Source organism: Rivularia sp. PCC 7116 (assembly GCF_000316665.1).
Classification (GTDB): Bacteria; Cyanobacteriota; Cyanobacteriia; order Cyanobacteriales; family Nostocaceae; genus Rivularia.
Genome location: NC_019678.1, coordinates 4,069,390 through 4,091,562, shown reverse-complemented (window position 1 = coordinate 4,091,562; position 22,173 = coordinate 4,069,390). Strand labels below are relative to the sequence as shown.

19 protein-coding genes are annotated in these 22,173 nt (G+C 38.0%); 10 read left to right on the top strand and 9 right to left on the bottom strand.

What is annotated here, in order from left to right; translation table 11 throughout:
• Positions 1–66: 66 nt before the first annotated feature.
• Positions 67–597, bottom strand: a complete 531-nt coding sequence (locus RIV7116_RS15945) for a hypothetical protein (protein WP_015119326.1) — start codon at positions 595–597, stop codon at positions 67–69.
• 260 nt (positions 598–857) lie between these two features.
• On the opposite strand from RIV7116_RS15945, the gene RIV7116_RS15940 reads away from it, so the two are divergent.
• From RIV7116_RS15940 to gyrA, 3 genes are all read left to right on the top strand, one after another.
• Positions 858–1,151 carry a hypothetical protein gene (locus RIV7116_RS15940; protein WP_044290983.1) on the top strand — a complete coding sequence of 98 codons (294 nt, stop codon included), beginning with the start codon at positions 858–860 and terminating at the stop codon, positions 1,149–1,151.
• A gap of 115 nt (positions 1,152–1,266) precedes the next feature.
• Complete coding sequence (locus RIV7116_RS15935) at positions 1,267–2,043, top strand: diguanylate cyclase domain-containing protein (protein WP_015119325.1); 777 nt, start codon at positions 1,267–1,269, stop codon at positions 2,041–2,043.
• Positions 2,044–2,401: 358 nt separating this feature from the next.
• Positions 2,402–5,089 (top strand): DNA topoisomerase (ATP-hydrolyzing) subunit A, encoded by a 2,688-nt coding sequence (gene gyrA / locus RIV7116_RS15925; protein WP_015119324.1) that lies wholly within the window; start codon positions 2,402–2,404, stop codon positions 5,087–5,089.
• A gap of 245 nt (positions 5,090–5,334) precedes the next feature.
• Here gyrA and RIV7116_RS15920 read toward each other — a convergent pair whose 3' ends face one another.
• Positions 5,335–6,543, bottom strand: a complete 1,209-nt coding sequence (locus RIV7116_RS15920; protein WP_015119323.1) for a bifunctional sterol desaturase/short chain dehydrogenase — start codon at positions 6,541–6,543, stop codon at positions 5,335–5,337.
• A 245-nt stretch (positions 6,544–6,788) separates the two neighbouring features.
• On the opposite strand from RIV7116_RS15920, the gene RIV7116_RS15915 reads away from it, so the two are divergent.
• From RIV7116_RS15915 to RIV7116_RS15890, 5 genes are all read left to right on the top strand, one after another.
• Entirely contained in the window at positions 6,789–8,273 is a 1,485-nt protein-coding gene (locus tag RIV7116_RS15915; RefSeq protein WP_015119322.1) for a sorbosone dehydrogenase family protein, read from the top strand.
• A 170-nt stretch (positions 8,274–8,443) separates the two neighbouring features.
• Positions 8,444–9,388 carry an SMP-30/gluconolactonase/LRE family protein gene (locus RIV7116_RS15910; RefSeq protein WP_015119321.1) on the top strand — a complete coding sequence of 315 codons (945 nt, stop codon included), beginning with the start codon at positions 8,444–8,446 and terminating at the stop codon, positions 9,386–9,388.
• A gap of 729 nt (positions 9,389–10,117) precedes the next feature.
• Positions 10,118–10,621 (top strand): hypothetical protein, encoded by a 504-nt coding sequence (locus RIV7116_RS15900; RefSeq protein ID WP_015119319.1) that lies wholly within the window; start codon positions 10,118–10,120, stop codon positions 10,619–10,621.
• A gap of 21 nt (positions 10,622–10,642) precedes the next feature.
• Complete coding sequence (locus tag RIV7116_RS36490) at positions 10,643–10,894, top strand: hypothetical protein (protein WP_044290981.1); 252 nt, start codon at positions 10,643–10,645, stop codon at positions 10,892–10,894.
• A gap of 486 nt (positions 10,895–11,380) precedes the next feature.
• Positions 11,381–12,277, top strand: a complete 897-nt coding sequence (locus RIV7116_RS15890; RefSeq protein ID WP_157229289.1) for a DUF4380 domain-containing protein — start codon at positions 11,381–11,383, stop codon at positions 12,275–12,277.
• A gap of 538 nt (positions 12,278–12,815) precedes the next feature.
• Here RIV7116_RS15890 and RIV7116_RS15885 read toward each other — a convergent pair.
• Both RIV7116_RS15885 and apcB read right to left on the bottom strand, forming a co-directional pair.
• Positions 12,816–13,760: a TlyA family RNA methyltransferase gene (locus tag RIV7116_RS15885; RefSeq protein ID WP_015119317.1), complete on the bottom strand. Its 945-nt coding sequence runs from the start codon at positions 13,758–13,760 to the stop codon at positions 12,816–12,818.
• A 121-nt stretch (positions 13,761–13,881) separates the two neighbouring features.
• Positions 13,882–14,391 carry an allophycocyanin subunit beta gene (apcB, locus tag RIV7116_RS15880; protein WP_015119316.1) on the bottom strand — a complete coding sequence of 170 codons (510 nt, stop codon included), beginning with the start codon at positions 14,389–14,391 and terminating at the stop codon, positions 13,882–13,884.
• 448 nt (positions 14,392–14,839) lie between these two features.
• Between apcB and glnA the strand changes: the two genes are divergently transcribed.
• Positions 14,840–16,255 (top strand): type I glutamate--ammonia ligase, encoded by a 1,416-nt coding sequence (gene glnA, locus RIV7116_RS15875; RefSeq protein WP_015119315.1) that lies wholly within the window; start codon positions 14,840–14,842, stop codon positions 16,253–16,255.
• Positions 16,256–16,418: 163 nt separating this feature from the next.
• On the opposite strand, the gene RIV7116_RS15870 is transcribed toward glnA, so the two are convergent.
• Positions 16,419–16,619: a hypothetical protein gene (locus tag RIV7116_RS15870; protein ID WP_015119314.1), complete on the bottom strand. Its 201-nt coding sequence runs from the start codon at positions 16,617–16,619 to the stop codon at positions 16,419–16,421.
• 627 nt (positions 16,620–17,246) lie between these two features.
• Between RIV7116_RS15870 and RIV7116_RS15865 the strand changes: the two genes are divergently transcribed.
• Positions 17,247–18,305 carry a class I SAM-dependent methyltransferase gene (locus RIV7116_RS15865; protein ID WP_015119313.1) on the top strand — a complete coding sequence of 353 codons (1,059 nt, stop codon included), beginning with the start codon at positions 17,247–17,249 and terminating at the stop codon, positions 18,303–18,305.
• Positions 18,306–19,246: 941 nt separating this feature from the next.
• On the opposite strand, the gene patX is transcribed toward RIV7116_RS15865, so the two are convergent.
• The 4 genes from patX to RIV7116_RS33930 form a co-directional block, all read right to left on the bottom strand.
• A complete protein-coding gene (gene patX, locus RIV7116_RS15860; protein ID WP_015119311.1) occupies positions 19,247–19,459 on the bottom strand; it encodes a heterocyst-inhibiting protein PatX in 213 nt (70 codons plus the stop codon).
• Between the two features lie 87 nt (positions 19,460–19,546).
• Positions 19,547–21,346 carry an FAD-dependent oxidoreductase gene (locus tag RIV7116_RS15855; protein ID WP_015119310.1) on the bottom strand — a complete coding sequence of 600 codons (1,800 nt, stop codon included), beginning with the start codon at positions 21,344–21,346 and terminating at the stop codon, positions 19,547–19,549.
• Positions 21,347–21,436: 90 nt separating this feature from the next.
• The gene (locus tag RIV7116_RS15850) at positions 21,437–21,943 is read right to left on the bottom strand and encodes a WD40 repeat domain-containing protein (protein WP_052330820.1); all 507 of its coding nucleotides are present in this window, start codon (positions 21,941–21,943) and stop codon (positions 21,437–21,439) included.
• Entirely contained in the window at positions 21,924–22,157 is a 234-nt protein-coding gene (locus RIV7116_RS33930; protein WP_052330819.1) for a WD40 repeat domain-containing protein, read from the bottom strand. The genes RIV7116_RS15850 and RIV7116_RS33930 overlap by 20 nt, the downstream gene beginning before the upstream one ends.
• Positions 22,158–22,173: the final 16 nt, after the last annotated feature.

Genomic DNA, 22,173 nt, shown 5'->3' with positions numbered 1-22,173 from the left:
CCCATTGCAACTTGTAATAAACTACAAATGGGGAATTGTTCCTATTAATAGGACGATATATGTTATTTACTGTGGAGCTACAGTAACTGTGGTTCTGAATGTGTAATCACCTTCTGGAACGGGCTGAGTCGAGCTTCCCACAGCGATAAAAGCATATACTGATACTGGCTGACCGTTTGAAGTGACAGTTTTTGAACCAAAGGTTGGATCTTGTGAAGCTAGTACGCCGCCACTACCTTGTGCATTAAGATATAATTGAGAACTTGCACCAAAATCACTGAGATCAGCGAAATTTTGAGCATCTTGACTAACAGCTACCGGTTCAGTAACAGACATATCTCCAGAACCCGCACAAGTAACACTAATTTCACCCGCTTTTCCATCACTAGCTTCAGATGGTTTACTACGTAAACTTGTATTGTTATTATTACTTAATCCTAGATTACCATCGCTAACTTTAGTAATCTCACAACTGCTAGTAACGGTACCGCTAAAATCAACATCAACTGATTGAGCATTCGCTTCACCAGCAAAACCAGCAGCACCAGCAACAGCTACAACGGAAGCGATTAAAGAATTGCAAATTAATTTTTTCATTTTTCCCTTCTCTTTTAATTACATGAAAATTAGTTATTGAACTGTTTTGATAAAATGTTTTATCTTTATGAGTTCAGAAACCTTTGTTTGATTTCATGTGTCTATAATCACTCATTCGTAAGGCTGATGTCAGTCGGATGAGTCTGATATTAAGGTCGGAAAAGTCGGATAGATAGTAACTTTGACCTACATCTAAATAGCGGTATATAATAGCACCTTGATTTATACTTAGAAGTTGGACTGTTATAACCAACCTATTAATGACCCTTGAAGAAGCACTAAAAGTTATCAAAACAACTTTGTATACTAACGCTGGTAAACAACTAACCGTTATAGAAAAAGAAATATTAAAAGCAGCATGGGAAAACGAAACATATGCCACCATTGCCAAAAATTCGCACTTGAGCGTCGGACATATCAAGGATGTAGCTTACAAATTATGGAAGCAGATTTCTGAGATTCTGGGAGAGAAAGTTACTAAAACAAACTTGCGAATGGTACTGCAAAAAAAAACTCTGTCGCCAGTAATACCTACCCCCCCCGGAAAATTCTGAGATTTCGCAGCTACAATATGAAATCCAGGAACTCAAACAAACTAAAGAAATTCTCTATCAATCCCGCGCTTTTTTAGAAAGCATTTTAAATACTTCCCTCGATGGAATCGCAGCAATGCAAGCGGTAAGAGATAACGTTGCAGGAGAAATAACTGATTTTCGCTTTTTAATGGCTAATCCTGTAATTGCTAAATTCTTCTATAGCAATCAAGAAGATTTAATTGGTGATTATCTGCTTAATAACAAGATTTTTCTAGATAATCCGAGTTTATTTGATTCCTTGGTAGAGGTAGTTGAAACCAGAAAATCTTTTGATAAAGAACTATATTATGAAACTAATGGTAGTCAAAACTGGTATCAAATCATTGCAGTCAGCTTAGGTGATGGAATTACCTTAACTATCCGCGATATCACTCAAACAAAACTTTTAGAATTAGAATTAACTCGTCAAGCAAGAATAGATAGTTTAACCAACATCGCCAACCGTCGCCGTTTTGATGAATATTTAGACCAAGAATGGCAGCGCTACAGAAGAGAAAAGCTGCCGATATCCTTAATTTTATGCGAAATCAACGATTTTGAATCTTATAAAAATGCTTATGGTAATCAAAAGAGCGATGAATGTTTAATTGCAATTGCTCAAGTAATTAATAACTGTGCCAAGCGGGCGATTGATTTAGTAGCGCGTTATCGGGAATATCAGTTTGCCGTGCTTTTACCTAATACTGATGGTGATGGAGTGCTTCACGTTGCTCGGGTGATACGTAGTGAAATAGAGAAATTGAAGATTGCCGATATAAGCTTGAATTTAGGTATTGCAAATATGATTCCCACGAAGAATGTGGAAGCCCAAGCGTTGATTGTGGTAGCGGAGGAAAGAGTTAGGAGTTAGGAGTTAGCAGCTAGGAGTTAGAGTAATTTTCTCGTTTCCATGCTCTGCATGGAAATGCGTTTTTGAAGGCTCTGCCTTCAGCTAAAGACGAGGCAGAGCCTCTTGAAGTGCATTCCAAGGTAGAACCTTGGAACGAGAGAACGAGAGAACGAGAAATGCCCCATTACCAATTACCAATTACCAATGCCCAATCCCCAATGCCCAATGCCCCATGCCCTATACCCACTTTCTGCAAAAATACGCAAAATGTGCTAAAATTGTACCAAATAATGGCGATTATTCAAGCATCATTTGGAATAATTTGGCTTTTTTTCTGATTTAAGCCCTAAAATTTGCGATTTTTGGAGTTTTTTAGGTTATGACCTACTCTCAGGAGCGGATAATCCCGACGGATCTGAGAAACGAGATGTCCAGGTCTTATCTGGAATATGCAATGAGCGTGATTGTCGGTCGCGCTTTGCCAGATGCCAGGGATGGTCTGAAACCTGTGCATCGTCGGATTCTCTATGCTATGCACGAGTTGGGGTTAACGGCCGATCGTCCCTTCCGTAAATGCGCCCGTGTTGTAGGGGAAGTTTTAGGTAAATATCACCCCCACGGAGATACGGCTGTTTACGATGCTTTGGTGCGGATGGCACAAAGTTTTTCGATGAGGTCGCCTTTAATTTCGGGGCATGGTAATTTCGGAAGTGTTGACAACGACCCTCCGGCGGCTATGCGTTACACTGAATGCCGCCTGCAATCTTTAACTAGCGACGCTTTACTGCAAGATATCGAATCTGAAACTGTCGATTTTGCTGACAACTTTGACGGTTCGCAGCAGGAACCTACGGTTTTACCGGCAAGGCTACCGCAGCTATTGTTAAATGGTTCTTCTGGTATTGCGGTAGGAATGGCTACTAATATCCCTCCGCATAATTTGGGAGAATTAATTGACGGATTGGTAGCACTGATTCAGAATCCGGAAATTACGGATATTGAGTTAACTAAATATATCCACGGTCCTGATTTTCCTACGGGCGGTCAAATTCTCGGTACTTCGGGAATTAAGGAAGCTTATACTACCGGACGCGGTTCGATTACCATGCGTGGGGTAGCTAATATTGAAACTCTCCAGCAGCGAGGAAGACCGGAAAAAGAAGCAATAATTATCACTGAGCTACCTTATCAAACTAATAAGGCAGCGCTGATTGAAAAAATTGCCGAGTTAGTTAACGACAAGCGGATTGACGGTATTTCTGATATTCGCGACGAGAGCGATCGCGATGGAATGCGGATAGTTATCGAACTCAAGCGCGATGCTTATCCTCGCGTGGTGTTGAATAATTTATACAAGTTAACGCCGTTACAAACTAATTTTGGCGCAAATATGTTGGCGTTGGTGAATGGAGAACCCATTTTATTAACGTTAAAGCGGTTTTTAGAGGTTTTCTTAGATTTCCGCATTGAAGCGATTACCAGACGCACCCGTTATGAATTACGGAAGGCTGAGGAAAGAGACCATATTTTACAAGGTTTATTAATCGCGCAGTCCCATTTAGATGAAATTATTGCCTTGATTCGTCATGCTGCCGATGCTCCGACAGCGAAGGGAGAATTAATTACTAATTATGGGTTGTCCGAAGCACAAGCTGATGCAATTTTGCAAATGCAGCTGCGACGGTTAACTGCTTTAGAAGCTGATAAAATCCGCTTGGAACACGAGCAGTTACAGCTACAAATCACCGATTTACGAGATATTTTAGCTCGTAGAGAACGGATATTAGAAATTATTGAAACCGAAGTTAAGCAATTAAGAGAAAAACACGCTACACCCCGGCGGACGATAATTACCCATAAAGAAGGGGAATTAGATGATATAGATTTAATTGCCAACGAAAAAGTCATAATTTTGCTTACCCAGCAAGGTTATATGAAAAGAATGCCCGTTAATACCTTTGAAGCGCAAAGCCGTGCCACTAGGGGTAAAGCTGCTGCGAAGGTAAAAGATGACGATAATATAGAGCATTTCTTAACTTGTTGCGACCACGATAGCGTTTTATTCTTTAGCGAACGCGGCGTAGTGTACTGCATGAAAGCTTACCAGTTACCTCTGGGTTCTCGTACTAGCAGGGGTACACCCATCGTCCAAATGCTGCCGATTCCCAAGGAAGAGAAAATTACCTCAATTGTACCGGTAAGTGAATTTAGCCAAGATGAATATTTGGTAATGCTTACCAAAGGTGGTTATATCAAGAAAACTGCATTAGCTGCATTTAGCAATATTCGCGCTAACGGTTTGATTGCAATTTCCTTGGAAGAAGGTGATGAATTACGTTGGGTACGTCGCGCTAGAGCCGAAGATAGCGTAATTATTGGTTCTCGCATGGGTATGGCAATTCATTTCCGCTGCACTCACGAACAATTACGCCCCTTGGGTAGAGCAACTCGTGGTGTAAAAGCGATGAAGTTGCGTAAAGGTGGAGATGAGTTAGTGGGGATGGATGTTCTTCCCGCCCACATTTTGAACAACATAGCCCCAGTTTCAGAAGCAGAAGCAGAAACTGAAGCAGAAACAGTTGAAACTGAAGATTCAGACAATGAAGCAACTGTAGAAGTTGAGGATAACAATAATTCTGGACTTTGGGTTTTAGTAATTACTACCGGAGGATACGGTAAACGTGTACCAGTCGGACAATTCCGCTTGCAGAATCGCGCCGGACAAGGTTTAATGGCAACCAAGTTCAAAAACCTCAAAACTCAAGATCAACTAGCAAGTTTACATATTGTTAGTGAAGATAACGAGATAATGATGGTGACAAGTCGCGGTATTATTATCCGACAAGCAGTAAACGCTATTTCCATTCAATCGCGTTCTGCTACTGGGGTAAGAGTACAACGTCTCGATCAAGACGATTTTCTTAACGGTGTAGCAATAGTTCCCGGCGATAGTGGTGAAGAATCAGACGAATCTTCCGAGGAAAATGAGGAAAATGAAGATAATGCAGAAGTAACGGAAACAATTGTTATAGAACCCGCAGATGATGCGGTGGAAACAGAAGAATAAATTCAGATTTTGGTGATTTACTAATTATTAAATGTAGAGACGTAAAATTTTACGTCTCTTTTTTTATTGGTTGTGAAAATTAGGAAATATAGTCATCTACTACTGGTTATTTTGGTTAAATTTGACGGGTAAAAATGGGGAGAGGGAAGAGGGGGAAGAATAATGTTTTATCTTTCCATACACTTAGAACAATGCCCGATGCCCAATGCCCCATTCCCAATGCCCAATCCCCAATCCCTAATTTGTTATTTCTTACTAAAAACCCGATAGTACAACCAGGTAGTCAATTCCTTAATTGGGAAAAAGATATAGGTTAAAGGATTAACGGTAACGATAATGTTGCGAAAATCCCGACGCGCTAAAAACACGATTCCTTTTGCAACTTGTTGTGCTGACATTACCCCATAAGGATTTAATTGGCTTTTAAATGGCCCCAAAATCAATTTACGAACTGTACAAGGGGAATCCAACCTTTTCAAAGTAATAATATTTCCCAAGGTTCTTTTGCTCAATTCATACAAAGGGCTTAAAGCTGGGGATACTTCCGCTTCCGATGTATTAATCCAAATTTCTTTCGTCGCTTTTGCATCTGCTCCAGTAACCGTAGAGAAAAATACGTCCATTAATCTCACTGCTGAAAATGCATTTACCTCAAAGGATTTATCAATATCCTCCGATGTACGACTACCGTAAACATTTACTCCGTGGTTAATAATTAAAATATCAACTTTTCGTAAACGTTCAAACAATTCCGATTCTTTACCAGACTCCCAAGCAAGCGCAGTCACTCTAGGTTGTTCGACAATATTTTCAGGATTTGTCGTTAACGCAATAACTTTAGCATTTTTAGCAACTAGTTCGGCGGTTAAAGCTTGTCCCAAACTACCAGATGCTCCAGTTAAAGCGACGGTTTTACCTTTAACGGATAGTGCGGTTCCCAAAACTTTATCGACTAAAGGAAATACACCACTATAATAAGCATTTACGTCATCAAAATGATGCCTCCAATGGTAGGTACGATTTACCCACCACACTGAAGGAATAACTTCTAATGCTCCCGGCTTATGAGTATAGTCGGTTTCAACTCTTCCTAAAAAATATCTTAACGATGCTCCATACAAAAAAGTAGCAGCGTAAAGTACACCCAACCATAAACCTACCGGACGAAAAATAATTGCGATCGCGCCGATGATAACCAGCAGCAATATCGATTCAACAATGTCGTGATAAAGCTGAGAATCTTTATAAGCTTCCAGAGAAATTATCGATAAATCTCGCTTGTATACCTGATGGTGTTTGTTATGCCATTTAGATAACCATTGCACGTGATGACAAGCAGCATGATAGCTATCTCGAATCACCTCAGCAATCAAAATTGATAGAAATCCCCAAGCAACAAACTGCAAGCAAGCATACGTTGCCACAAGCCAATTAATTTGTAATCCTGCTTCCATCACAGTTCTGTTCTCAGCTAATGTTTGTATTCATGTATTTTTGTTAAATACACCATACATTCTATTTATCACTTACGAAGCATGTAGAGAAGCATATATCCAAACAGTTTAATATTTTGCGATGGTAAGGGATTGGAAATTTGTAATTGAAGATTAGGTTTAATTCTTTAGATGAGCTTGCATCGGGCTTCGGTCATATCGTAGCGTTATGAACATGGGAAAATTCGCGATGAAGACGAAGGAAGATGGTGTTGGTCAAAAAAAATTTAATAAAAAGGCTGTATCTTTTTATTTGTACTGGGTTTATTTTAATATCGAGTTTAGTTTTTTCTAGTATTTCTCACGCTCAGATAACTGACCCAATTCCCGAAAAAATAGAAAAATCACAGTTAATTGTTGGTTTAGAAGAAATAGCACAAATTCCCGGTAGTGGAACCGGAAGAGACAAGGTAGCTCGATTAAATTTTTTAACTAATGCTGGTGACGGTAGCGGTAGGTTATTTGTTAATGATATGCGAGGGAAATTGTATGTCATTAATGATGGAGAAACCTCTTTATATATGAATTTTAAAAGTTTAGTATGTTCTGGCTTTAGCTATCAAACCCAACAACAGGGTTTTGCTTATTTTGCGTTTCATCCAGAGTTTGCTAAAAATGGAATTCTCTATACCGTACATACCGAAGAAAAAAATAATCGTCTTCCTGATTTTCCCGTTACCAAAATAATTTTTGATAGCGAAAATAAAACCATTGAAAGTTCTCATCACGATGTAATTCTAGAATGGAAAGCTGATAATCCTGCTGCGAATTATTTCACCGGAAATTTTAGAGAAACAATCCGTATCGAAGAACCTTATGAAGACCATAATGTCGGACAATTAGGATTCAACCCAAACGCTAAACCGGGAGATGCTGATTATGGCATGTTGTATATTGCTTTAGCTGATGGAGGTAGTAATGGCTTTCCCGTCAGCGAAACAGATCCCCTCGACAACGGACAAAATTTGAATACTCCTTTAGGTAAAATTCTGCGGATAAATCCGAGTGGTAATAATAGTAAGAATGGTAAATATGGTATTCCCAAAGAGAATCCTTTTGCTAATGATAATGATTCAAAAACATTAGGGGAAATTTGGGCTTATGGATTGCGAAATCCCCATCGTTTAAGTTGGGACACTGGTGGTAATGGTAAAATGTTGGCTGTTGATACCGGACAAGCTTTTATTGAAGAAGTGAATCTTATAGTTAAGGGTGCTAATTATGGATGGGGAAATCGTGAAGGAACTTGGGTTATCAAAGAAGATAACGAAAATGTGCTTTTCGATTTACCTAAAAATGATGCTGAGTATGATTATACTTATCCTGTAGCTCAATATGACCATGATATTCCCAAAGATTATGAGGGTTTTTATGGGATTGCAATTACGGGTGGTTATGTATATCGAGGTAAAGCTATTCCCGAATTAATCGGTGAATATATTTTTGCAGATTTTGGTAGCGATGCCCGTTTTTTTCACGTACCCGTAGATAAGCTTGTAAATGGTAAACAGGCACAGATAAAAGAACTGAGGCTTTTTGATGGTAGAAAATCAGCTAGTTTTCTAGAAATTATTGGTAGCAAACGTTCTGATGTCAGATTCGGAGTAGATGAAGCAGGAGAAATTTACGTTACGTCTAAAAGCGATGGAAAAGTCAGAAAGTTTGTATCTGTTAAGAATAATGGTAATTAAGTAATCGAGAGTAGCCAATCGGGAGTAAAATTTTAATAGTTATCGTACAATAATTTCAACATTTTTATCCGATATTTAGATATTTATTCTCACTAAAGAAACAAAATAAATAAAATTATATTTTCTCTATTACCAATTACCAATTACCAATTACCAGTTAAATTATAAAAATGATGAATAATACTTTCCGAATAGGTACATACAGTTTGTTATTGGGCTTATTAAGTTTACAATCAAGCTGTGGAAATACTTCTGCTAATACATCTGAAACGTCAGATATTGTTGATGATAATACTAAAGTAGAAAAGTTGTTTAGCGGATTAAAATTCACGGAAGGTCCTGTTTGGAATCCCGAGGGCTTTTTACTTTTTAGCGATATTCCAGCAGATACTATATATAAGTGGAATACTAAAGACAAACCTACTATATTTCGTCGTCCTTCTGGAAATACCAATGGTAATAGTTATGATAATCAAGGAAGATTGATTAGCGCTCAACATAACCGCAAATTAACCCGGACTGAAAAAGATGGTAAAATCACCGTCTTAGCTGAACGATACAAAGATAAACGGCTTAATAGTCCCAATGATATTGCAGTGAAGTCGGATGATAGTATTTATTTTACCGATCCACCTTATGGAATCAAAAAAGAAGAAGAAGAATTAGGATTTTATGGTATCTATCGTTGGGAAGAAAATGGGAATTTGACCTTGTTAAATAAAGAAATAGTTCGTCCCAATGGAATTGCTTTTTCTCCCGATGAAACAAAATTATACGTTAGTGATTCGGAAAAATTACATATTCTCGTCTTTGATGTCAAACCAGATGGAACTTTAAGTGAAGGTAAGGTATTTGCAGAATTAACTGGTTCTACAGATAAAGGTGTACCCGATGGAATCAAAGTAGATACCAAAGGTAATGTTTACGGTACTGGTTCTGGAGGTGTGTGGATTTTTTCACCAGCAGGTAAACTTCTCGATAAAATAAGCGTTCCTGAAAAAGCTACAAATTTGGCTTGGGGAAATAAAGACTATAAAACACTTTACATTACTGCTGGTAATAGCGTTTACCGGATTCCACTAAATACTGTAGGAATACAACCGGGTAAAAATTAGCTTGGTCTTTAACTTTAAAAGCATAATTAATACGAGTATATGAGATATTTTTTTGCCAAAACAAAATTTTCTCCGCTTTTGAGCGGCATTTTTTTTATATCTTTTTTTTTACGTATCTTTGAAATAACTGTCCCGCTGAATGTAGATGAAGTGTCTTGGCTATCTCGTGGTACTTTCTTCTTTAAATTTTTATTTGAAGGCGATTTAGCTGATACTTTTCTACGTCACCATCCAGGAGTCACTAATATGTGGCTTTATGGAAGTGGAATGTTCTTAAATTGTCAGTTAAACCATCTATTTTTATATTATTAGATATAAACTTATCATCCTTCTCAATACCATTAACAGTGTAAATGTTAAAATTATTAATTCTTAAAACTTTAATTAGTATAAAAGGCAACAATTACTTCGTTTCAACAACTTTTAGCCATCGCTTTACTATAAATACGTGTTACACGCCGCCACTAACACTATATCTGGACAATATGGGTATATATTTCCAGATATGGGTAGAAATTAGATAACAGTTACTACCCCCTTAGTATTGGTTTACCGTCTCTCTCCTGCGGTGCAAGTCGGATTGTTAGCTTGTTTGATAATCTTGCTCGTACCAAAATTACGAGGTAGCTGCAAGAAAACCCCAGAAATAATTGCACTTGTGTTGATTCCACTGTGCGTTCTAGTTTTGTTGTCTTGCATTAATCGCAAAATGGACTCAGCTCTCAGCCCTTGTACAAAGTTCAACTACATGGTGTTGATTATGCAAAAGTTTATCCAGGTATATTACCGTTAGCAGAAGATTTAAAAGATATTCAAGTACCCTTATCTTTGTCTTTCGGCGAACGGGTACGCTTACTAGGTTATGACTCAATTACTTCAAAAATAAAGCCCGGTGAAGATTTAGCAGTTGCATTCTATTGGAAATTTTTGCAGCCACTACCACCACAATCAAAGATTACTATGAGCCTGCGCGATATTAAAGGAAAAATAAAGCAGACTTCTCAGACAAGCTTTCTTAATAACTATGTTTCCGATTATCGAACTTCTTCGGGTATAGTTATGCGAGATGTTTTCTTGTTAAAAACTCAGCCTAGCTTACGATCGGGAAGTTATCAGATTGCATTGGAATGGTTTGAAGCTCAGAATGGAAAAGTCTTAGAAGTCAAAGATACTAAAGGTAATTTAAAAGGAAAGCAAGCAATTATTGGCAATGTGGATATTGTAAATTTCTGATTGCATCGAGTTGGATGAGGGATGAAGCTTAAACACTTTTTAGAGAAGGAAAACAAGTGCCTTGGAGGTAATAGAGTTGCTCGTGGTTCAACTCTGAAGGGAGCAGCATTTATGGATAACTGCCAAAATGTTTCCGGACAGCTTGGGAAGTTTAAGCCCGCGAAGGTAGCTTCAGGGGCTACTGGTACTACATGTCCATCTGAATCAAAGTCTCGTTCAACTGCTTCCGGTTCAGATTTAAATACCTTTATCGTGTTTAAAAATAATAGTTAAAAAGCAATTAAAACCTACTGGCTTGACTACTCTGGTAAAAGAAAGTTATACAGACAGCTAAAGCCAGGACAAAGTTAGAAACAACGAACTTTTGTGACTCATCCTTGGGTTATCGCAGATGCTTCAGATAAATGTCTGGGTGTTTATTATCCCGATGGGCAAATTCGTACTGTAGAAATTAATTAATAAGTCCGGAATCAAGAAAAGGCATGTTGTAGTCATTCTCAGATAAGCAAATTATCAAGAACTTCTATAACTAGCCACCGGGACATACCCAATTACAAAGCCCAGTCAATTATGATTGGGCTTTTGGCATGAAATAATAACTGTATAATTTCAGGAAAAGATATAAATTAAATATGTCAATTAAATATAAAAATGAATATTCCCAGCAATATCAAGCTTAAACACTTACTATTATTTTGTTTGGGATTATTCCTAGCAGGAATTTGCTATCTAATCGTAAGCGCTAATATTTCAGAAAAAATGACAATCAAAAAAATCAATTACCAGGGTTGGGAAGATTCTTATATTTTGAGTAACTCCCAAGTAGAAGCAGTTATAGTTCCAGCAATTGGAAGAATAATGCAATTTCGCTTCCCTGATGGAGAAAATACATTTTGGGAAGATTCGCAGCTATACGGTAAAGTACCTAATAAAAAATCTGAAGAATGGAATAACTTCGGTGGTGATAAAACTTGGCCAGCACCACAATCCGAATGGAAAAAAATGACAAAAATAAGTTGGCCGCCACCCGATACTTTTGATTCGGTACCAGTTAAAGTCGAAGTCCAAAAAAATGAGATAACGTTAATTTCTGAAATTGACCCATTTTACGGAATTAGATTCTACCGTCAAATCACACTTGAACCAAATGAACCGATAATGAAAGTCACCACCACTTTTGAAAAAGTCAAAGGTGATTCACAACAAGTCTCTGTTTGGACAATTACGCAGTTAAACGAACCAGTTTCTGTTTTCGCTGCGATACCCCAACCTTCAATTTTTCCTCAAGGTTACAACAAGCAATCTGACGACTTGCCAGCTAACTTAAAAATAGATAACGGTATCTTATCCTTGACACGCGATCGCGATAAACCACATAAAATTGGCAGCGATGCGAGTACATTGTTATGGGTGGGCGAAAAAACCGCAGTTCGTATGGATTCACCCAGAATAGATAAAGTAATTTATCCCGATAATAATAGTAATTCCGAAATTTACACCAATTACGATCCAAAAGCTTATGTTGAGTTAGAATTTCTCAGTCCGTTAAAAACTTTGCAAGTAGGCGAAAAAATGGACTTAACTGTCACATACACTTTAATCAAAACCACATCCGAGAATATTGAAGAACAAGCAAGGAAAATTTTGCAGCGATAGTTAATCTCAAAGCTTATAATGGAATTTATATCCCCGTTGCTTACAAAAATATTCTACTACCTAAAATATTTAATGTTTTTTTGTTTACAACAATAGCTAATATAACCACTGCTTTTTCTGCAAATAAATACTTAATTATTCATTCTTAAGTATTTTTTATAACTTGAAAATTTCAATCAATTAATCGGCTATAAAAATCGAAATAGAAATAAAAAATTTTTGATTATAAGTACCGGTTTGATGATATTATTTTCTTTAGAAAGTATTTTTTATAATTGGAATATTGCTCAAATTTTTATTAAAGCTAATATTCCCATTATGAAAAGATTAATCTCACATAATTATTATCTCATGCCGCGAGCAATTTTCAATTTATTTTTTCTCTAAAAATAATTAACAATTGAAATTATATTTTGATTTAAATAATATTTTGAACGATTAAAATAACGGGGAAGCAAAGAAGCTATTTAGTAGCGATCGCCGCTTATGAATATAGAGAAACGTTTGTGTTTGTGAAGAAAAGTTAACACTAAAATCATTAGCTTTGCTTGAAGCTGCCCGCAGCATCAGAAGTAATTTGCTTAATAGCTGGTAAATCGGGTGATGAAGTTTGCAAATTAGATTCCAACCATAATAGATACTCAATATTACCAGCAGGGCCAGTAATCGGAGACCAAGTTAAACCTTTGTAACACCATCCTAATTCTGTAGCAGTTTGCAAAACTTGAAAAATGGCATCAGCTTGATCGTTAGGATTGCGTACAACTCCTTTTTTGCCGACTCGGTTTTTTCCAACTTCAAACTGCGGCTTCACAAGTAACAAAGCTTCGCGAGGAGATTGCAAAAGTTTCCATAGCGCGGGCAAAACTTTAGTTAGAGAAATAAACGACACGTCTACCACAGCCAAATCGGGGAATTCCCTTTCATAAACCTCTTTTATCCCAGATAGGGGAGGTAAATTTTTTTGATGATTATTTTGAGAATTCTTATTTTTTTTAGTTTCTTGTTCCCCAAATCCATATAAATCTTCCGGAGTCAGATGTCGTAAATTAGTACGCTCGCGCAAAACTACCCGTGCATCATTTCGCAAGCGCCAATCAACTTGTCCGTAACCAACATCAATACCGTAAACTAATTTAGCTCCCGATTGTAGCAAGCAATCAGTAAACCCCCCTGTAGAAATCCCGCCATCTAAACAAACACGCCCTTCTACAGAAATATCAAAATTATCTAAAGCCTTCTTTAACTTTTCTCCACCACGAGAAACAAAACGCGACTTCTGCTTAACTCTAATTTCAGCAGCAACATCAATATCCGTCCCCGGCTTATCAACAAGATTATCGTTAACCAACACTTCACCAGCCTGAATTAACCGCTGTGCTTGCTGACGAGACGAAGATAAACCTTTTTCTACTAATAAAACATCAAGTCGCTGCTTCACTGGTAACTGGTAATTGCTAATTGGGCATTGGGCATCGGGCATGGGACATCGGGCATTGAAAGAAAGAGGGGGTAGAGGGGGAAGAATTGTAACTCCTAACTCCTAACTCCTAACTCCCAACTATTCCCAATGCTCAATGCCCCATTCCCAACTCCCATCATAATTAAACGTCCGTTTCGCTCAATTCTCTTGTCATATAGTCAAAAGGCTCGTCCACAAAGCTAGTATCAGAAATACCCGCAGAAGCTACTTGCTCTTTAACCATATCTTTCATGATTTGGATACCGGCAACGGTAGGAGAAATCGGAACTCCTAAAGAATTGTAAGTTTCGCGTAAACCTTGCAGTACTCGCTCGTCTAGCACATCCATGCTGCCAGCAACTAAAGCATAGGTAGCGTAACGCAAATAGTAATCCATGTCTCGCAGACAAGCTGCATAACGACGAGTTGTATAAGCGTTTCCACCAGGACGAATTAATTCGGGCTGCTCTTCAAATAACTTAACGCCAGCTTCCTTGACTATAAATGCTGCGTTGGCATTGATAGCAGCAGCAGCTTGTATTCTTTGGGTGCCACTCTCAAAATACGATTTGAGCGAATCTACTGCATTTCTATCAAAATACCGTCCGGTAACATCATAATTCTTAATTAAATTTGTTACGGCATCTTGCATTTTTATTATCTCCCATTCATTCCTATCTATTATTTGATATTAATCTGGCTAATAGTCCATCAAAAATGTATTTTGTGTTAACTTAGCCAAAATCTGGCAAAAAGCAATCCATACTACTTAAGGATTCTATGCCAAAGTTGACCCTCATAAGATGAACTTTTATTTTTGTGTAGATGATTTAGTAAAAGGTTAATATTACCTTTAGAATCGTCATTTTGTTACAAATGATACACTTTTTTGGAGTCCCTCTATTTACCATATTCCAGGTGTGTCAACGGTTCTCTTAAAAGTTTTTTCTTCAAAAAAACTGTTAAGGGTGCCCTTAAACAAGTGGTTTCAGCTTCTGAGGGTCAACGGACCCCATTAAAAATTTTTAATGGGAACCGGTCAACAGTTTTTTGAATATTTCAGTATTAATCCATTGCGTATTGGCAGATAAGGAGTAACCATGACAACCCCACAAGAAGTCTTGAAAATGATTCAAGACCAAAAAATTCAGATGATAGATCTGAAATTCATCGATATGCCAGGTATTTGGCAGCATTTAACAATGTTTCAAGACCAAATCGATGAAAGTTCTTTCACCGATGGTGTACCATTTGACGGTTCGAGTATTCGGGGTTGGAAAGCCATTAACGAGTCAGATATGTCAATGGTGCTAGATCCAAATACTGCCTGGATCGACCCCTTCATGAAAGAACCGACTCTGAGCATTGTATGTAGCATCAAAGAACCCCGCACGGGTGAATGGTACGACCGTTGTCCTCGGGTGATTGCTCAGAAAGCGGTTGATTATTTAAAATCAGTCGGTGTTGGTGATACAGCATTTTTTGGGCCAGAAGCTGAATTTTTCATCTTTGACGATGTTCGTTTTGACCAAACCCAGAATGCAGGCTATTACTATGTAGATTCCGTAGAAGGTCGTTGGAATTCTGGTAAAGAGGAAGGCCCTAACCTCGGTTACAAGCCAGATTATAAGGGAGGTTATTTCCCAGTTTCTCCAACCGACACTTCGCAAGATATGCGGACAGAAATGTTGCTAGAAATGGCAAAATGTGGCGTTCCGATTGAGAAGCATCACCATGAAGTCGCAACAGGTGGTCAGTGCGAATTAGGCTTCCGCTTCGGTAAGCTAATCGAAGCTGCTGACTGGTTGATGATTTACAAGTACGTTATCAAAAACGTAGCTAAGAAATACGGTAAATCAGTTACCTTCATGCCTAAGCCAGTATTTCAAGATAACGGCTCCGGTATGCATACCCACCAATCCATTTGGAAAGATGGTAAGCCTTTATTCGCAGGTGATAAGTACGCGGGAATGAGCGAAATGGGACTTCACTACATTGGTGGAATTCTTAAGCACGCACCAGCACTATTAGCATTCACCAACCCCAGCACTAACTCTTACAAGCGCTTAGTACCCGGTTACGAAGCACCAGTAAACTTGGCTTACTCCCAAGGGAACCGTTCCGCTTCCGTGCGTATTCCTCTTGCTGGAGACAATCCCAAAGCCAAGCGTTTAGAGTTCCGCTGTCCTGATGCAACTTGTAACCCCTATCTAGCCTTTGCTGCGATGCTCTGTGCTGGTTTAGATGGTATTAAAAACAAAATTGATCCCGGCGAACCTTTAGATAAGAATATCTATGAACTTTCTCCTGAAGAGTTAGCCTCCGTTCCTTCTACACCAGGTTCTTTGGATTTGGCTCTAGAAGCTCTTGAAAGAGACCATGATTTCTTAACCCAAGGCGAGGTATTCACCGAAGACTTCATTGAAAACTGGATTGCTTACAAACTAGACACTGAAGTTAACCCCATGCGCTTACGTCCTCATCCCTACGAATTTTCTCTATATTACGATTGTTAATTTGAGATTTTTTGTAGCTTTGCTGAATCGAGCATAATTAAAAGCATAAATAAAGCCACCTTTGCGAAGGTGGCTTTTTTTTAAGATAAAGAAGGGAGAAAAGCGGAAAAGGAGGCAAGGGATAGATAGTTCCTAACTGCCTTGCTCTACATTTAAAACGGTTTTAGCTCATCGTCGCACTACTGCGGTCATAGCTGTTCCAAGCACCAGGGTTTATCTTTCCTTGAATCGGGTTCCAGTAGCGAGATGTTTCTCCAGGAAGACCAATCTCCTCTCCTGCACGTTCAAGCATTGATTGTTGACGATTTTTAATTGTTTGATAATGACCTTGCATTAAAGCACGGGCTTTTTCTTGAGTATTCATATTTTTGGACTCCTTATATTTAATCAATATGTAGTAAGCTTATTGGCGCTTTATATGATTATATGAATAATTCTGTAACAATGACTACTCTTTTTGACTTATATTATGAAAACTATATATAAATTTATGTAAACTATTTTCATCTTCGGAAATTAGTTAATTTCACTAACTCCGATAATTTCTTTAGCCCAGTAGTAGCGCGCAGGGGCTTCATTAAAGTTATCCCGGCATTGGTCAGACTTATCCAAAATCCACTTGTTAAACAAGTCAACTCGGATGCTTTTTGGCGGCTTAACCCAATATCTTGGGTGAAAATAAGATTATTTAAGCCGCCAAAAAGCGAAGTCTGACCAATTTTGGACAGGTTTTTTCCAAGGGAAAGTCAAAATTTAACGCTCGATCGTTGATGGTGCTTTCTTTTTTTATTGCAACTGCCTCAATGTAGCGGAGAAGGGCAGAGGCTCGGGAAAAGTATCCCCCGTCTGGGGCTAGTGAGGAGGTAACAAGCATTATCATTTTTTTATTAAAATAGCTTCGTTAAAATTGGGGATTTTTTTAAGACTTATTATTGTTTATTAAGAAAAATTTACATAAAATTAGAATTAGGTAATGAAATATTGAATTCCTATGCCAGACGTTTTAACAAAACTGACTTACCAGACATTTCAACAAAGTAAAAGTATTTTTGGTCTAGCTCACAAGACTCTCAGCACGCAGCTGATGAATGTGTTGTCTCCGGTGAATAAAAAAGTAACGCCGATTCCTGCGGAGTTATTACCCAAACTTCAAGAGCGTCTAAATAATTTATTAGAAGCAGACTGGGAAGATGCGGAGCGGGGAGTATACCCAAAAAGTCTGCTGTTTGATAATCCTTGGGAAGACTTTTTTCTGTACTATCCACAAGTATGGATGGATTTACCTCAAATTTGGGAGCGAGCTAAATCTGATAAATATCAAGAATTCTCTCCAAATATAGATACTACAGATTATCCCCAATATTACGTGCGGAATTTCCATCATCAAACCGATGGTTATTTAAGTGAATTATCTGCTAACTTGTACGATTTACAAGTGGAAATTCTTTTTAATGGTGCTGCTGATGCAATGCGACGCAGAATTTTGGCTTCATTAAAACAAGGGTTAAAAGTATTTGCAGATGTATCTCCACGCCAACAACGAATTTTAGATATAGCTTGCGGTACCGGGCGTACTTTAAAAATGATACGAGCAGCTTTACCTCAAGCATCACTATTTGGTGCCGACTTATCACCAACTTACTTGCGGAAAGCAAATCAACTGCTCTCAGAAAATCCGGGAGAATTACCCCAACTTTTACAAGCTAATGCCGAAGAGTTACCTTATTTAGATGACTATTTTCATGCTACAACTTGCGTTTTCCTTTTCCACGAGTTACCAGCAGCAATACGTCAGCGAGTAATTAATGAAGCTTTCCGAGTCACAAAACCGGGTGGAACTTTTATTATTTGCGATTCAGTTCAATTGAGTGATTCACCGGAAGTAGAAGCCGCAATGCAAAACTTCCACGAAACCTTCCACGAACCTTTCTACATGAATTATGTAAATGATAATTTAGTGGAACGTTTAGAAAATGCTGGTTTTAACAATATTGAAATACAGGTTCATCATATGAGCAAATATCTAATTGCTCGTAAACCCTCGGCATAAATTGTTGCCGGAAGCATCCCAATTTGATCAAAGCCTGCCTTACCGGTGGGCTTTGCTTATGCTCGAAAATATTTGTTTAAAACTGTGATGCTCCCTTTTTGTCAATCTTCTTAGACACTTAAAAATTTTTCCCTAACTAAGGAAGCTTTATATGCATATTTATAAGCACAAAACAAAAACTAGAGACAATAACTTGCCTCTAGTCTTAAAGAATCATACGATACATAATATTTAGGTGAATGAATCACCTGTTAATAAAATTCATTGTAAACAAGCAAGCAGGACTGAGTAATCTTTAATTATCCGCTCGGGAGCGTAAATGAAATTACTTGCTACTTATACTTATTTATAAATAGAACTCAAAGCTTGAGAAAGCGCTTAGAAAAGATATTAGATACATCAATTCAAGCATCTGATTAATTTATATCTTCCCAAAAAAATTCCTAACTCCCCTTCAGCAGATATTATCTACTCAATTAATAAGAAAGCAGTTGCTGTAAAATATAGCAAACTATAGCAAACCGATAAGTCGATTTGTTTCCTCTGGTGGGAATGAAGACATATTCAAATTAGATGTCCGACTCACTAGTAAAGCAGGAATCATTATAAATATGAAAACAAATAGAGGATTAACCTTCGTAGTGGCAGACGACGTGCGGGAGGAAATTTTCTCTTTGAGAAGCGATTGTGATGCTATCGAAGTAGACAGTCAATTAAGTAACCGTTGATATATATTGGTTTGACTGACTATTTATACAAAATGAAATAAATGGTAACGAAAAATTATTTAACAATATCGTGTAGCTATATATTATATCTGCGTGAAGCTGCGAAAGGTAAGAATAATTTCTCTAAACCCTACGAACTATACGAGAAATATACTTGAAATAACACGACTTAACGGTTCTATACGTAGCACTTCCTGTAGCGATGCAGCAGAATTAAGCGTGGTTGGAATATCCCATAAATTCTCTGCGTCCGCTACCTCGATGAGGTGTTCTAGGCTTGCGTGGGTTGGATCTACTCAATAGTAATTCTTGCTCTACAGAAGTAGAAAACATTTCTGTTTCTAAAGAGTTTCCAATTCCTTGGAAGTTAACAGCTAAGGAGCCGAATACGATACTTGTAGCTAAAAGTGAAATGGCTTTACGCATAGTAGATGTCTATTTTTGAACTATCCACTTCACTGATACTTAGTTTTAATTACTGCATCCGGAAATTTTACCAAAAAGTGTTTTTTTTTACTCTAAATTAAATGTGCTGGTTTTTTTAGTAATGTGTTCGACTAATAACCAGTTAGCTGCATGATTAATGGAACCGCTAATACTGAGATAAGAGCCATTTTGTAAGGAACACAACCTTTTATTTATGGTTGGGCTTAAAGCTATAAGCTGATAATTATATGTTTTAGATACAGATGTAGAGATAAATATAAATCTGTAATTTTGCTGATATACACGCTGGAAAATACCGCCGACAGAGTAAATATTGCGTAGTTTACTTCTAGTTGCTGTACCGTATGAGTACTTAAAATATGATGTGCTACCAGAAGTAAGGATAGCAATATAATCATGCAAATTGTCTAAATAATACAGTTGCTCCTTTAACCAATCGGGATGACTTGGTAATGAATTGAACAAAGGCACTATTGCCGCAGGCGATCGCGCATCATTTAATAAAGCTTGTTGCAATGCCCTTACAGGTAAATTTCTGGGTTGAATGTTTAGCTCAATACACATTGCCGCAGCCATTCCTGCGGCTTGAGCGATATTCATCACCACCGGCTGCAATCTGGTAGCACCGTTGGCGATATGGGATACGGAAATATTTTTTTCACAGACTAATAAACCGTCTGCCTTTGCTGGAACCAAGCAACCATAGGGAATGCTGAAAGGGGTTCCCGTAACACGCCCTCCCCACCGGATTGATTTTGGTTGTAACTCGAATTTTACTCCTGGATAATGATGGTCGTTGGGATAGTTTCCAATAGCTATACTATCGGGATATAAAGGCGCTGCGTTTGTTCCAGAAACTGGCAATATATCTTGTTCCTTCACCGTAGTTAGCCCTACCAAACGACGGCTTTCTCGGTAGTAAGGATGAAAAGCGAAAGCACCTGAATGATTTTTGATTGTAGGAAAAACATTGTCAGCCAAGCCGTAGCGACGACCAAGACTAGATTGAATAAAATGAGCGAAATTTTGGCTATAATTACGACATTCATAAAGAAACTCACTTTTTGCTTGCTCTGATTCAACCAGCCGCCCCAAGCCTTCGCCGTAGTCGTTGCCACAGTTAGGCCAATTTATCATCAAAAGACCATTTCCTAAGCTGCCATAATTCAAAAATTTTTCTGCACCATAATCATCCCAAGCACCTGCAAATAAGGATGAATCGTAATTTGATGCTGGTGTAATTGCTGGAGCTAAATTTTCGCAGTAATCTTGCATGATTACTACCCAAGTAGGGGCTTGTACTGGGTATTTTGCGGTGAGAGAATTGTGTGTAACTGGTGCGCTGGGTTCATTGAATTCAGATTGTAATTCCCAACCCCAGCGAAAAGGTATATCGGCTAAAGCCAGTAAATCTCCTAATTCGGTACCGTCAAGAGTAATTTTGGCTTCTACGATAAAATCTGCAAATCTAACTCCCTTAACGCAATTATCTTCGGATAATACTTCTAACGGCACTTGTCCCCAAAACCATTGCAGATTTGTTAATTGAGCTACCCAATCAGCAAAAATTTGTGCCCCGATTTGGGGATGATAGCTAAAAAGACTTGCCCAACAGTTATCCAATCCTCCCGGTTGTCGCTGTTGTAATTCTTTCAAATAATCACCCCAAATCCCAGTTTGAAAAGCTTCTAATTCGTTACCATCGGGAGCGCAAACTCCAGCAGAAGTTAACATTCCTCCCAGCCAGGGAAATTCACTTACCAAAATAGTTTTTGCACCACGTCGCGCTGCTTGAATCGCTGCGGTAGTTCCCCCGGTACCACCGCCGACTACTAAAACATCGGTGGTGTAGATTTGATTTTCCATCGTTAGATTTATTTATGCCGACTTATATCATGCTCGGTAAAACATTTACCATATCGCTGGGGCTTGGTAATAAATCAAATTATCTATATATTACGGATTAATATTGTCACACAAATACTTATCGTGTTCGGGTACGTTGGGATTGTTTTGTAAATAGCCGCGTGCCCATTCACAACCTTGACTAATTAATCGATCTAAATTGGCGTTTTCTGCTGAAGCGATTTTATCTTGACTGGGAATTTTCCATAAAATTATTGTTTTGTCAGCACTACCAGAAGCCAAAATTGTGCCATCGGAATTAAAGTTAACGCTTAAAACATCACTTTGATGTTCGGCATAGGTTTTTATTTCTTTACCTGTTTTAACATCCCAAAGCTTAATTGTTTTATCAGCGCTGCCAGAAGCTACGATATTACTATTTGGACTAAAGCTAACGGCTTCTACTTTTCTTGTATGCCCTGTAAGAGTATGAATAACTTCACCGGTTTTTAAATACCATATTTTGACAGTTTTATCATAGCTACCAGAAACCAAAAATTTATTATTACTACTAAAGCTAATACTACTAACCTTATTTTTATGTCCTTCTAAAGTCATTATTTGTTGACCGACTAGAAGCTAATTGCCGACCATTTTGAGGATTAAAAACAACGTTATAAACTTTACGTTTATGTGTTTTCAGGCGAGGAAGAATTTCTTCACCAGTTTCAACGTTCCATAATTTTATTGTTTTATCAAGACTAGCAGAAGCTAATATTTCACCATCAGGACTAAAAACTAAATTGTAAATTGAACCTGTATGACCTTGCAAGCGATTGCGTTCTTTA

What these genes read in the sequence shown, in the direction of transcription:
- RIV7116_RS15945 (WP_015119326.1), bottom strand. Translation starts at nt 597, where the DNA reads ATGAAAAAATTAATTTGCAATTCTTTAATCGCTTCCGTTGTAGCTGTT.
- RIV7116_RS15940 (WP_044290983.1), top strand. Translation starts at nt 858, where the DNA reads ATGACCCTTGAAGAAGCACTAAAAGTTATCAAAACAACTTTGTATACT.
- RIV7116_RS15935 (WP_015119325.1), top strand. Translation starts at nt 1,267, where the DNA reads ATGCAAGCGGTAAGAGATAACGTTGCAGGAGAAATAACTGATTTTCGC.
- gyrA (WP_015119324.1), top strand. Translation starts at nt 2,402, where the DNA reads ATGACCTACTCTCAGGAGCGGATAATCCCGACGGATCTGAGAAACGAG.
- RIV7116_RS15920 (WP_015119323.1), bottom strand. Translation starts at nt 6,543, where the DNA reads ATGGAAGCAGGATTACAAATTAATTGGCTTGTGGCAACGTATGCTTGC.
- RIV7116_RS15915 (WP_015119322.1), top strand. Translation starts at nt 6,789, where the DNA reads ATGGTGTTGGTCAAAAAAAATTTAATAAAAAGGCTGTATCTTTTTATT.
- RIV7116_RS15910 (WP_015119321.1), top strand. Translation starts at nt 8,444, where the DNA reads ATGATGAATAATACTTTCCGAATAGGTACATACAGTTTGTTATTGGGC.
- RIV7116_RS36490 (WP_044290981.1), top strand. Translation starts at nt 10,643, where the DNA reads ATGAAGCTTAAACACTTTTTAGAGAAGGAAAACAAGTGCCTTGGAGGT.
- RIV7116_RS15890 (WP_157229289.1), top strand. Translation starts at nt 11,381, where the DNA reads ATGACAATCAAAAAAATCAATTACCAGGGTTGGGAAGATTCTTATATT.
- RIV7116_RS15885 (WP_015119317.1), bottom strand. Translation starts at nt 13,760, where the DNA reads ATGCCCGATGCCCAATGCCCAATTAGCAATTACCAGTTACCAGTGAAG.
- apcB (WP_015119316.1), bottom strand. Translation starts at nt 14,391, where the DNA reads ATGCAAGATGCCGTAACAAATTTAATTAAGAATTATGATGTTACCGGA.
- glnA (WP_015119315.1), top strand. Translation starts at nt 14,840, where the DNA reads ATGACAACCCCACAAGAAGTCTTGAAAATGATTCAAGACCAAAAAATT.
- RIV7116_RS15870 (WP_015119314.1), bottom strand. Translation starts at nt 16,619, where the DNA reads ATGAATACTCAAGAAAAAGCCCGTGCTTTAATGCAAGGTCATTATCAA.
- RIV7116_RS15865 (WP_015119313.1), top strand. Translation starts at nt 17,247, where the DNA reads ATGCCAGACGTTTTAACAAAACTGACTTACCAGACATTTCAACAAAGT.
- patX (WP_015119311.1), bottom strand. Translation starts at nt 19,459, where the DNA reads ATGCGTAAAGCCATTTCACTTTTAGCTACAAGTATCGTATTCGGCTCC.
- RIV7116_RS15855 (WP_015119310.1), bottom strand. Translation starts at nt 21,346, where the DNA reads ATGGAAAATCAAATCTACACCACCGATGTTTTAGTAGTCGGCGGTGGT.
- RIV7116_RS15850 (WP_052330820.1), bottom strand. Translation starts at nt 21,943, where the DNA reads ATGACTTTAGAAGGACATAAAAATAAGGTTAGTAGTATTAGCTTTAGT.